Raw genomic sequence first — 12498 nt, 5'->3', positions numbered from 1 at the left:
GCGACGGACATATTGTTCGGTGGTGCCAATTTTTTGAGGATGGCTTCTTTACGTTCTGGTGCGTATCGGTTCATAGTTCTCTCTGCACAGGTTTATGTGAAAACTATGTTGACCTATAGGGATGTTCAACGTCTGCCATTTCTTGTTTGGCTCGCTGAGGATCAGCCTCGATCAGTTTATTGGCAAGTTCAGATTTAATCGCAATAGCACTAAGCGAGTGACCCATTACATCATGTAAATCGCGGGCGATGCGCTCGCGCTCAAGCTGTGTTGCTTGCGATGCCAACGCCGCCTGCGCATGCAATAGCTCATTTTCGGCGCGCATTTTACGAAAGAAAAAGTGCTCGCCCATGCCACCAATCAATACCATTGGCGCGATAAGTAATATGTACACCATAGGCATCTTAGTCCACCAGGCCACTATTATTGTGAGCACGGTAACGATGGCGAGGTTAATAATGGCTTTGCTGGTGCTTTGCGCCCATACCATAAAAGCAACGGCCGGTAGCTGAAAAGCAATGGCGCCCCAGTAGTCCAGATGCCCAAGCAAGCCTATGGCAATCATCAACCAATAGCCCAAGGTGCCATAGCGGCTATCAAGCAGCCAAAACGAGCCAATATAGAGTGGGATGTAAACTAGGCAAAGTGCGGTGCGAAACAATAGTGCCGACCAAGACGAGTCAATAAAGTAGCCAGCAAACCAGAACAGCAAAATGTAAATGAGGAATGCCCAAGCCAAGGCATCCCACAACATAAAGTGGTTGTCGGGTAAGAGTTTTATTCTCAACAGTTTGGCAAGCAGCTGCTTGCTTCGATTGCGCTGCACAATAAGATCCCCAAAACGAAGTGCAAGTATGCAGTATTGGGGAAACAGTGGCTAATCACTAGTGTTCTTGATCAGCCTTTTACCCTGACATTTGTCATGCCGCTGCAGTTGGCTTAAGCATTTGCTTAGTTAGCATGGTTAGCATGACGCCTAGCAGATAAGCCATTAGGCCTAATAATAATGGCAAATTACCTAGCGGGGCTGCAGTAATGGCAGGGCCTGGGCAAAAACCACCAATACCCCAGCCAATGCCAAAGATTGCTGCGCCTGCGATGAGTGGCGCATCAATTTTTTGTTTGGTTGGGAAACGAAAATATTCGCCATAGAGTGGCTTGCGCATGTCTTTCGACAACTGATGGGCAATGGTCATTACGATCAGAGCGCCTACCATTACTAAGCCAAGGGTTGGGTCCCACTGCCCAGTCACATCTAAAAAGCCGATCACTTTTTGTGGCTCTAGCATTTTTGACACAGCCAAGCCGAAGCCAAAAATAACGCCTGCAATAAGTGCAATTAAATTTTTCACTTTTAGCTCCGTTTAGTAATAAAAATATACAGTTAGGGCGGCAGTGCCCATGAAGGTCAGGGTGGCAACGATTGAACGGGTAGAAAATCGTGCTATGCCACAAATACCATGGCCACTGGTACAGCCATTGCCAATTGTGGCGCCTATGCCCACGAGTAAACCCGCTAGCATGACCATGGGTTCATTGGTTAGGGGGGCAACATTCAATGATTCTGTGCCAAAAAAGAGCACATAAGCACCCAAACCCAGCATCAAGCCAATAATAAAACTGACTCGCCAGTCCACTTCGCGTTTTTTCCAACTTAAAATACCGGTGATCATGCCATTGATACCAGCAACATCACCGCGTAAAAGCAGCAACACAGTTGTGGAAATGCCAAGCAAAATACCGCCTAAAAGCGCTTCAAAAGGATTGATTGATACGATTTGCATAATTAGCCATCAGCCTCGGTTGCAAGTTTAAAACAGCATTGGAATTGATTTAGGCATTCACCAGTGTCGAGCTCGATTAAAACTTGCCAAGGGGCATCGTTATCATAGCGAGTGACCTTGCCAAGTAGTGGGGTACTGAGATCGAAGTCTTTGATCACCACTACTCGTTTGTGTAGCCAAGCAGCATTTTGTATTGGCTGGCTTTGATTGGGCGTGATACTAAGCAAGTTGAACCCATCCTATATTGGTGACCTGTTTGCCAAACATCAGCATGGCACTCAAACTTGGTTGCGAAGTGTAGTACTCGATTGCCCGTTCGCTGCAATAGGGTGCAACGGCATCATTTAGTTCTATTTCACTGTTGTGAAAACAGGATCTTTGAACGTAGGGCATTAACAGTGTCTGCTTGCTAAGTTCTGTTTTTACCCAGTCGTATGCTTCACCTAACTCATTTCCCTGCCACACCAAGGATTGCTGGTTATTGCTTTGTTCCACCACAACAAATGCTGGTTTTTTAAAAGCAGGTAGTTTGATGGCTCGACCAACGGTTTTGCTCAGTTGCTTGCTATGTGCAATAGAGAAGTTGCGCGCGCCAGCGCACATCTTTCCCAATGGGGTTGCAGTGGGCTGCGCTGGTTTGGTTTTGCTTAATAACTGGTCAACTAGGGTTTGCAGTACCGATAAGCCGGCGAATGCGGTACCGCTCGGGTGAGACACTGCGCGCACTTGTGCTGCTTTTATACCTTGCTGGCGTAAATAGTCGTTTTTAGCTGATTTAATATTAAGCAAAGCCGACTGTTGATGCTGATACAACTCTGGAAAGGCTGCTTTATTTGGCAGTAGCAGGATATGAGAGCCTTGCTCTTGAAAGTGTTTTGCCAAACCGTACTCGAAGCTTTGATCGAATAATTCGAAGCAACCACTAGCCCGTTTATCTATCTCAGCTGAGGTATAAAACTGATTCAATTGTGCGACGTCACGTTGGTCGCGGCATTGATAGTCATTCCAAGTACACTGACTTGGATGTAGCGCATGGTTTGGCGAGCTAAGCAAACTAGACGGAAGTTCGCTTAACGCATCTGAATGAAGCACATAATTCGCAGTGGTCATTGTTTTTGTTCGCTGTTCGAATTTTGCGCGATATTAACAAAAACCAAACCAACTAATCGTATCAAACTGTAAAAATAATATATCGATAGAATTTTTAGTTATGAAATGTGAGCCAGTGCAAATTGGTACCAGTTGCAATCCCGAATCTATTTATTAGGCGGGACTTAAGATAAGCCTGCCTGCAAAATAAACGGGTTACTGCGGCGCTCTTTTCCTATGGTTGTTGTTGGGCCATGGCCGCTTACCACGGTCGTTTCATCCGGTAGCGTTAATAGCTGCTGTTGAATCGATTGCATCAATTGCTCATGGTTGCCTTGCGGGAAGTCAGAGCGGCCCACACCGCCAGCAAATAGCACGTCACCAACAAATACAACGCCAGTATCTGCATGGTAAAACACCATGTGCCCAGGTGTATGGCCAGGTGTAAAGCGAACCGTTAGTTTTTCTCCAGCCAGTTCAAGAACATCACCATGCTCAAACCACTTGTGCGGGACAAACTTGTCTACTTGCGGCAAGCCAAACATCTGCGCTTGTTGATCTAAGCCTTCTAGCCAGAATGCGTCGCCGACGCCAGGGCCAATGATCTCAACAGCGAACTCGTTTGCCAGTTCAGCACTACCTCCTACGTGATCTAGGTGACCATGGGTTAACCAAATGGCTTTCAGCGTTAGGCCTTGTTCGGCTAACACTTGTTTTAGCACCTGGGTATCACCGCCAGGGTCTACTAGTGCAGCGTCTTTTGTTTGATCGCAATATACAATAGAGCAATTTTGTTGGAACGGGGTGACGGCAATTTGAAGATGTTTAAGCATAAAAACTCTCAACAAAAAAAAGCGCTTCGAGTATCAACTCATCATAGTGATACTCGAAGCGCCTTGGTTTATTCGGTTAATGGTTAGGCTAGATCGTGTGCTAGCTTGTACGAATATTCATCGAAAGGACGGCGCATTTTAGTAATGGCTTCGATGATATCGTGGTGTACTAGCTCACCATTTTGAATGCCAACACAGCGGCCGCCGTGGCCTTCCATTAGCAGCTCAACGGCATAGGCGCCCATGCGAGAAGCAAGTACACGGTCGAACGCACTTGGTACACCACCGCGCTGAATATGGCCAAGTACTGTGGCGCGGGTTTCAACGCCCGTCGCCGCTTCAATGCGCTTAGCGAGTGCATTCACATCACACATTAGTTCAGTAATGGTGATGATTGCGTGCCCTTTGCCTTCGGCCATGTCTTCTTTGATGGTATTAACAAGTTCGTCTTCATCAAATGGCTTTTCAGGCACGACGCAGTATTCGGCGCCTGAGCCGATTGCCGCGGCCACCGTCAGATCGCCACAATGGCGGCCCATAATTTCTACTACCGAGATGCGTCGGTGAGATGAACAGGTATCACGCAAACGGTCGATTGCCTCCAGAACAGTGTCTAGAGCAGTGATATAACCAATGGTGTAGTCGGTACCAGCGATATCATTATCAATTGTGCCTGGCAGACCGATACAAGGGAAGCCTTGCTCAGTGACTGCTTTTGCACCCATATATGAGCCATCACCGCCAATAACGACTAGCGCATCAATGCCATGTTTCTTTAGGTTTTCTACACCCTTTTTTTGCACTTCTTTGTCGGCAAATTCAGGGAAGCGAGCAGATTTAAGTTTGGTGCCACCACGGTTAATGATGTCCGACACTGAGCGGCGCTCTAACTTTTCGATTTGATCGTGCACTAGGCCGTAGAAGCCTTCATAAATGCCGTAAATTTCAATGTCGTTTAGTAGGGCGTAGCGGCCAATTGCGCGTACCGCTGCGTTCATACCAGGCGCGTCGCCGCCACTTGTAAGAATGCCAATTTTCTTAACCATGGGATACCTCAGGTAATGAGTCGGTGCTGAACAATGCTTGGAAGTAATAAAACTACAAGTTCCATACTAAAGCAAAAGAAGATTGCCAAAGCATTGATGTCAGTCGGCTCTATCTCGTAATTTTGCAACAGATTGTACTGAAAAATTGCCAAAGAGTCGCTACCTAGGTCAAACAAGTTGCGGGTTGCCGCACCTTGTTTGACCGAGTAGAGCAGGATTTACATAGAAGTTAAGCCAACCCAGGTCATGTAGCCTGCGAAGGTTACTAGTAGCAAACCGCCTTCAAATCGGTTGATTCGACCTTTGCCTTTTAGGCCGACGGCCATTACGAGCACTGCTAGGGTGATACCAACATTTACTGGTAAGTCTCGGCTAACGAACTCTGGCTCGGTGGCGCCAATTGGGGTAATGACAGCGGCGAGGCCGACTACTGCCAGGGTATTAAATAGGTTGGAGCCAATAACGTTGCCAATAATCATATCGTGCTCGCCTTTGCGAACCGCGGCAATGCTGGCTGCCAGTTCTGGCAAAGAAGTACCAACCGCTAAAATGGTAAGGCCTATGACTAGTTCACTCACGCCAAATGACAAGGCGATAAACTCTGCACCCCATACTAAAACATGGGAACTGCCGACTAGGAGCACCAAGCCAGAAGCGAGCCAAAACCACGCTTTGCCAAGTGTCATATCTGGGATTTCATCAGAGTACTCTGCTTCCACCACATCGCCGGTTCCAGCATCACGAATGCCGGCATAAATTGACCAGCCCATCGTGGCTGCAAAGACTACTAACATAATGACCGCATCGATCCGGCTCACTTCACCATCGTAAAGCAAGCCTGTTGCCACCGCAGTGGCTGCCAATAATAGTGGAATTTCGCGGCGTATCACGCCACTTGCCACTAATAGTGGGGATAACACGGCCGCGGCACCTAAAATGAGCGTTAGGTTGGCAATGTTAGAGCCAAAAGCATTACCTAATGCCATGCCTGGGCTACCATTCAGGGCAGCATTAGCTGATACCGCAAGCTCTGGCGCCGAGGTGCCAAAACCTACGATGATCACGCCAATCAGCAAAATAGGCATGCCCAAATGCTTGGCTACCGCTGCCGCCCCTTCAACAAATTTATCGGCACTCCAAACGAGTATGACAAGCCCAACAATAACGGCGGCAATAGCTAAGAGCATGATATTCCTCAATGATGAAAATTTTCTCGCAAGGTAGCAAAACTGGGCTGATTAGGGTAGGACTTTGCTTGTAAAACACAAAAAAAAGCACGCAACCGAAGTTGCGTGCAACTGACAGATGACTCGTCACTCCGTGACGCGCAATAATACTTACGAGTATTTATCTTAGTTGGATGCTTCTTGATCAATTTGGCGCACGAGTGCTTTGGCTATTTTCATTGCGACGGGGCGAAACACTAGCATGGCGAACAACGCCAGCGGCCAAGCAATAATCCAAGCAACTAACCAGCGCATCAATAGTTGGTTATCAATGCCGGTATTGAGCATGGTGATAATGAGCGTCATAAATAACGCCATAAAACACGACATGAAAACCGAGACGATTAAATGAGTGTGTTTTGGGTGAAACATGGGTAACTCCTTCAACTAGGTGGCTAATCATTCCTTGCAAGTATGACACGCTAGGTGATGCCTTGCTGAGCGCTATTGTTGCATAGTTGGGTAAATAAGGTCGCGTGAAATTTCCTCTACTCGTTGATGGATGTCAGCTAACTCCTCTGGGCTTTTGCGATCAAGGTTCTTTAGGCTAAGTGCCATGCGTGGGTTGTTAGTGAACTTAGCGCGATGTTTGTCTAAGAAGTGCCAATACAACGCATTAAAAGGGCAGGCGTCTGCTTCGGCCGTTTTTTTGACGTTAAACTGGCAGCTTTTGCAGTAGTTCGACATCTTGTTGATATAGTTGCCACTAGCGCAGTAAGGCTTGCTAGCCATAATGCCGCCATCACCCCATAACGCCATGCCTAGGGTATTAGGCAGCTCTACCCACTCATATGCATCAACATAAATTGCAAGATACCAGTCGGTCACTTCCTGCGTGCTCAAACCAGCTAGCAATGAAAAATTGCCAATCACCATTAGGCGTTGAATATGATGGGCATAACCATGTTCTAGTGTGTCGCCAATGGCATGCTTGAGGCAGTTCATTTTGGTGTTGGCGTGCCAAAAAAACTCCGGTAACGGGTTGTCTGCTGCAAGCGCATTGCGGTTTTTGTAGCTTGGCATATGCAACCAATACAGACCCCGCACGTACTCGCGCCAGCCTAAAATTTGGCGGATAAAACCCTCTACGGCATTTAATGGTGCCTTATTTTGTTGGTAGGCCAATTCTGCTTGTTGGCAAAGCACGAGTGGATCGAGTAGGCCCATATTGATGGCCGCAGACAGGCGACCATGGAACAACCATTGCTCGCTGTCGTCCATCGCATCTTGGAAATCACCAAAGTTTGGTAAAAGGTGAGTAAAGAAGTGCTCAGCTAATTGCTCTGCTTGCGCTTTGGTAACCGGCCAAGCAAATTTGTCGAGCCGCCCAGGATGGTGCGCAAACTTTTCATTCACGTCACTAATCACTTGCTGGGTGATTTGATCAGGCTCAAATTCAACTGGGGCTGGCACTTGTGGCTCGCCATGCCAGCGCTTGCGGTTGTTGGCATCATAGTTCCACTTGCCACCAACGGGTTCTTCTCCTTCCATCAAAACCCCAGTTTGGCGGCGCAGTTGGCGATAAAAATACTCCATGCGTAGTTGCTTTTTGCCCTTTGCCCACTCGTTAAATGTTTCTTGTGAACTAATCGCATTGACCACTGGGAAAAAAGTCACCGGCTTTAGCTTGTTGAGCGCTGCTAATGACTGCTCGAAGCGGTATTCGCCACAGTGACATACTTGAATGCTGTCGATGTTATGGTCGTGCTCAGCAATGGCCTGCGCAACCGCTTGTTCAATGCTGCGGATGTTGTCACCAATTTTGAAATAACGGACCTGATAACCAAGGGTTATTAAATGCTCGGCGAAGTGGCGCATCGCAGAAAATATCATGGCTACCTTATGCTTGTGATGGCGCACGTATGACGCTTCGTCATGCACTTCGGCCATTACAATGATGTCTTGGGTGGTGGTATTCGATAGCGCTTTATTGGCTAAAGAAAGCTGATCGCCCAAAATTAGCGTTAACTTTTTTGTGCTCATTCGCTAAACAAGTCCGGTTGCTTGGTATTCGAGGATTTACGCTTGGGCTGGCGTCGCCGACTACCATGTTTTTGATAAACACGGCGGCTAATGCTGCGATCTACTTCGGCGGCTTTTAGTTTCGCACGTGCTTGGCGCGCGCCGATTACTGGATCGATAACAGGTGTTATATAGTGTCCACCTAGCCAAGGTTGGTGGCAAATAACTGCCGGTAGGTGGGCGAGTTCTGGAATCCAGCGTTTAATAAAGTGTGCGGCGGGGTCATATTTTTGACCTTGTTGCACTGGGTTGTACATGCGGTTTGGATTAATACCGGTGACCCCTGATTGCATTTGAATTTGTGACCAGTGAATGCCTGGCTCGTAGTCGACGAATAGACGAGCAAGATGCTCTCCCACTGGCTGCCAAGGTAGCCATAAGTGATAGGTTGCAAATGACGTTAACATGGCGCGCATACGAAAGTTCAGCCAGCCCATGGCAATAAGCGAGCGCATGCAGGCGTCGACCCAAGGCACGCCAGTATTGCCCGTTGCCCATTTCTGAAATACTGCATCATCAAAGCGCCTTTTTAATGCGTCATCTAGTTGTGGGTGCATGGCTTGGCGAGCAAGGCTAGGCTCATCCTCTAACTTTTGAATAAAGTGGCAATGCCAATAGAGTCGCGAGCGAAAGGCGTTACGCTGCCTTTTATGCTGATCTACTGCTTCAAGTCGGCGAATCACTTCTTTCATACTAATGCAGCCATAAGCCAAGTAAGGGCTAAGGCGGCTAGAAAATTCAGCGGCTTTAGCAGGGGAGCCAATGGTTTTTAAATAGCTTGGCAAATTTTGGCTAATAAACTTGTTCAATAAAGCGTCGCCAGCTCCCCGGCCGCCGTGTTGGCGCTGTGGTGCCGGTGTATGGTCATAGCCTCGGGCTATATTTATTTTGCTAGTAGGTAGCTGCAGGTCACGCAAAGTTTTTTGCGCCGATGCGGGCGTTGCAATAGGTGTGTCGATAATGGCCTGATAGTGCTTCAACCAATCATCGCGATTGCTAAGTCGCCTTTTAACGCCAAATTGCCGGTACTCATGCCAAGTAATTCCATGCCGTTTACACCATTTGCTTACATCTATATCACGTTGAAATGTCCATTCGTTACCCGTTTCTTCGTGGCTATATAAGGCGGTAATCTTAGTTTGCTGGTGGATGATGGATAACAGATCATCAGCCTTGCCGCAGCCTATATGTAACGCAATATTCAAATTGGCTAGCTCTGCGTGCAACGCCTTAAGCGACTCGACGATAAACCCCCATTGGCGAGTGCTGGTATCAGGCAGCTGCCAGTAAGCCTCCTCAATGGCATACAGTGCAACCACCGCAATGCCACGCTTGTTTGCATCCATACAAGCCTGTTGAAGTGCTTTGTGGTCATTAACCCTAAAATCGCGTTTGAACCAAATAACGTTCAACTTACGTCCCACCCCATGAGCTTCAGCCATGCCATAAACCTGCGGCGACTAATGCGCAAGTGAATACCATGTAGAACCCGAACCTGTTGTCGATAACCTGTTGCCGATAGGTATACGCAAGTGCTTGGTTTTTTAGTCAAAGATGGTGTTTTAGAGGTGTATTGGAACAGTGTAAGAGGGTTGGCTTGTTAATTGCTTTATGAAAAGCGAAATAAAAACTATGGTGCTTCCTGCCAAAAAAATGTCTGTAATCTAAAAAATACAAAAATTTAACGCGGTTCAGGTCACAAAACGTCAAAAAAGATGAAGTCTTCTTGCAAAGGTAATAAAATGTAATGCCAAACAGCGGTTGTGGCCGAGGTGCCAGCAAATGGGAAGGCAAATGATGGGAGTAGGGTGTAATGAAATATCAGCTTAAATGGATAGCATTAGCGGTATCAGCGGCAACGGTTACTGCATGCTCGGACAATGGTTCAACGACAACGTCGGCCAGTTTTGCCAATCAAACCGACAATGCTCTAATCGTTACGCAACAGCCCAACGGAAGCGTATCGCCAAGCCCATCTGTATCGCCAACAGATACTGCAGAGCCAAGTGCCACAGTAACCCCAAATACAACGGCAGAACCGAGTGCCACAGCATTACCAAGCACTACGGCAGAACCGAGTGCCACAGCATTACCAAGCACTACGGCGGCACCAAGTACCACAGCATTACCAAGCACTACGGCAGTACCAAGTACCACAGCATTACCAAGCACTACGGCAGAACCGAGTGCCACAGCATTACCAAGTACCACAGCATTACCAAGTGCCACTACAGAGCCAAGTACCACAGCAGTACCAAGTACAACTGCGGAGCCGAGTGCTACGACAGAGCCAAGCGCCACAACAGTACCTAGTGCTACGACAGAGCCAAGTGCCACGGCGGTACCAAGTACTACAGCAGTGCCGAGTACCACAGCAATTCCAAGTACCACGGCAGAACCGAGTGCCACTGCAGAGCCAAGTACCACAGCAGAGCCGAGTGCTACAGCAGTACCGAGTATAACGGCAGAGCCAAGTGCCACAGCATTACCAAGTACCACAGCATTACCAAGCACTACGGCAGAGCCGAGTGCTACGGCGGTACCAAGTACCACTGCAGAGCCAAGTGTCACTGCAGAGCCAAGTGTCACAACTGTACCAAGTGCCACTGCAGTACCGAGTGCCACTGCAGTACCGAGTGCAACGGCAGAGCCAAGCCCTACCCCTACACCAGTCGACTCAGATGGTGATGGGCTAACGGATGGCGAGGAAGGTGACATCGGCACAGACCCTAGTCTTCCAGACACCGACGGTGATGGTCTATCAGATGGTGAGGAAGTAGATCTAGGAACTGATCCTCTGGAACCAGATTCCGATGGCGATGGGGTTAATGATGGTGGTGATGCAGACCCAACTGATTCAAACTCTGACTCCGATGGTGATGGCTGGACTGATCTGTATGAGTCAACAATTGGAACGGACCCATTAAACTCAGACACCGATGGCGACTCGGTTACCGATTCAGCGGATGGTAATGATGACAGCGATGGCGACGGTAAAGTTGATGCTTTGGAGTCTAGTGTTGCTGATGCCGATAATGATGGGGTGAGTGATGAGTTCGATCGCGAAGATGCGAACCCAAACAACGACACGGACGCAGATGGCTTAGGTAATCTTAGCGAGACGCAAGATTATGGTACTAACCCTCGCAAGTTTGATACCGACGAAGACGGCGTCTCGGATGGTGAGGAAGTTGCTGATGGGACAGACCCATTAGATGCTTGGTCTTATCGTTTGTCGCGTTTATCCGAGTGTTCGGCGCCCCTTTATCAGCCGGGTACAAACTATGAGCTGAATGATGAAGTTGTGCTCAGTGGCCGAGTCTATGCCTGTATTGATGGCCATCTTTGTGGCAATGATACCTATGTACCTCGCCAAGGTAATGCTGATGCCGAACTAGCATGGCAGGGTATTGGCTATTGTTCAGTGCCAGATACGCAGCAGACCTGCCAAACAGCGCCTGAATATGTAGCAAGCCAGATGTATCAGCAAGGGGATCGTGTGCGAGCCGCGCAAGGTGTGTTGTTTGAGTTGATCGACACAACCTCAGTGCAGGCTCCAAGGTTAACCGATCCAAGTGGAGCGCAAACCGGATGGCAGCGCATTGCGCAATGTGGTCACGCGAAAGCGGTGTTCTGGAATGGCTTGGCGTCAGGGGCTGATTCATTGAATGTTTATATCGGTAGTGGTTACCAGTCGACAGATAGCACCCAGATCGCGCAAAACCTTCAGCCAGGGCAGACTGCTGAGTTGTTCTCGGTCTTTAGCGCTGATGCACTATGGACTGAGTTTAATACAGAGCAAGGGGCGCTAGCGGGCCCTTGGTATAGTGACTTCGGCGCTTCCACTACGCCTCAGCGTGAACAAAGCTTTTATGCCGATACATTTAGCGCACTCTACCAGTTGCCTCGTATCCAGCGCTCAGTTGGTGCAGTCGATGGTAACGCAAGCGCAGGTGGCGAAACTGGTTGGGTGGTGTTTAGTAGTGAGCCGGGCCTGGCACACCCACCAGCAATTCGAGTGTTGAACACGTCTCCTAAGGGTGTGCAACTGGTGTTTGGTAAGCAGGTAGCCGGCGAGTTTCAGGTGCTGTTTGCCTCCGACTCACTATCGCCAACCAGTGTTGACTTCACTGTTATGAACTCAGCCTTGCAATCCTTGGTTGGCGAAGTCGAAGTGCGGGTCATTCGCCAGCAGCGGCGGGTAACAGGTAACCTTCGTGATCAGCAAGCAGAGTTGCCAAATAATCTAGCGAACAAGCAAGCGCTTGCCTCTGCCACAGTCAACTTGGTGAACGGGGATACGTTAATTGTTATTTATGATGATCACCATGGGTTGAACTTGTTTAACAACTAGTACAACTGCGCCACATCACATCAGAGGGCCGCTATGTATATCGCATAACGGCCTTTTCGTTCAGTGATCGGCTGCTACGGTAGCTTTTTAAACCTGGTTTAACTCAATTTTGTACGCTTGCGACATCAGCCTATAAAACATTCA

At 48.3% G+C, this 12498-nt stretch carries 12 protein-coding genes; 1 reads left to right on the top strand and 11 read right to left on the bottom strand.

Annotated elements, in window-relative coordinates; translation table 11 throughout:
- Positions 1–103: 103 nt before the first annotated feature.
- The 11 genes from DUW71_RS03415 to DUW71_RS03365 all read right to left on the bottom strand — a co-directional run bounded on the left by DUW71_RS03415 (position 104) and on the right by DUW71_RS03365 (position 9442).
- Positions 104–826, bottom strand: coding sequence for a sensor histidine kinase (locus DUW71_RS03415; RefSeq protein WP_199671136.1), 723 nt, complete (start codon positions 824–826; stop codon positions 104–106).
- A gap of 94 nt (positions 827–920) precedes the next feature.
- Positions 921–1352, bottom strand: coding sequence for a DUF6691 family protein (locus DUW71_RS03410; RefSeq protein WP_119393830.1), 432 nt, complete (start codon positions 1350–1352; stop codon positions 921–923).
- Between the two features lie 12 nt (positions 1353–1364).
- The gene (locus DUW71_RS03405) at positions 1365–1784 is read right to left on the bottom strand and encodes a YeeE/YedE family protein (RefSeq protein WP_119393829.1); all 420 of its coding nucleotides are present in this window, start codon (positions 1782–1784) and stop codon (positions 1365–1367) included.
- Positions 1785–1786: 2 nt separating this feature from the next.
- Entirely contained in the window at positions 1787–2011 is a 225-nt protein-coding gene (locus tag DUW71_RS03400; protein WP_119393828.1) for a hypothetical protein, read from the bottom strand.
- Complete coding sequence (locus tag DUW71_RS03395; protein WP_119393827.1) at positions 2004–2894, bottom strand: hypothetical protein; 891 nt, start codon at positions 2892–2894, stop codon at positions 2004–2006. The genes DUW71_RS03400 and DUW71_RS03395 overlap by 8 nt, the downstream gene beginning before the upstream one ends.
- Positions 2895–3058: 164 nt before the next feature.
- Complete coding sequence (locus DUW71_RS03390; protein ID WP_119393826.1) at positions 3059–3706, bottom strand: MBL fold metallo-hydrolase; 648 nt, start codon at positions 3704–3706, stop codon at positions 3059–3061.
- Between the two features lie 83 nt (positions 3707–3789).
- Complete coding sequence (gene pfkA, locus DUW71_RS03385; protein WP_119393825.1) at positions 3790–4752, bottom strand: 6-phosphofructokinase; 963 nt, start codon at positions 4750–4752, stop codon at positions 3790–3792.
- Between the two features lie 218 nt (positions 4753–4970).
- Complete coding sequence (locus tag DUW71_RS03380; protein WP_119393824.1) at positions 4971–5939, bottom strand: calcium/sodium antiporter; 969 nt, start codon at positions 5937–5939, stop codon at positions 4971–4973.
- Between the two features lie 165 nt (positions 5940–6104).
- On the bottom strand, positions 6105–6350 hold the full coding sequence (locus DUW71_RS03375; protein ID WP_119393823.1) for a DUF2798 domain-containing protein: 246 nt from the start codon (positions 6348–6350) through the stop codon (positions 6105–6107).
- 72 nt (positions 6351–6422) lie between these two features.
- The gene (locus tag DUW71_RS03370; protein WP_119393822.1) at positions 6423–7961 is read right to left on the bottom strand and encodes a cryptochrome/photolyase family protein; all 1539 of its coding nucleotides are present in this window, start codon (positions 7959–7961) and stop codon (positions 6423–6425) included.
- Positions 7958–9442: an FAD-binding domain-containing protein gene (locus DUW71_RS03365; RefSeq protein ID WP_119393821.1), complete on the bottom strand. Its 1485-nt coding sequence runs from the start codon at positions 9440–9442 to the stop codon at positions 7958–7960. The genes DUW71_RS03370 and DUW71_RS03365 overlap by 4 nt, the downstream gene beginning before the upstream one ends.
- 371 nt (positions 9443–9813) lie before the next feature.
- Here DUW71_RS03365 and DUW71_RS03355 point away from each other — a divergent pair, with 371 nt between their 5' ends.
- Positions 9814–12354, top strand: coding sequence for a hypothetical protein (locus tag DUW71_RS03355; RefSeq protein WP_158583850.1), 2541 nt, complete (start codon positions 9814–9816; stop codon positions 12352–12354).
- Positions 12355–12498 lie beyond the last annotated feature (144 nt).

Source organism: Salinibius halmophilus (genome assembly GCF_003577475.1).
GTDB lineage: Bacteria > Pseudomonadota > Gammaproteobacteria > Pseudomonadales > Natronospirillaceae > Salinibius > Salinibius halmophilus.
This window is presented reverse-complemented; position numbering and strand designations above follow the sequence as displayed.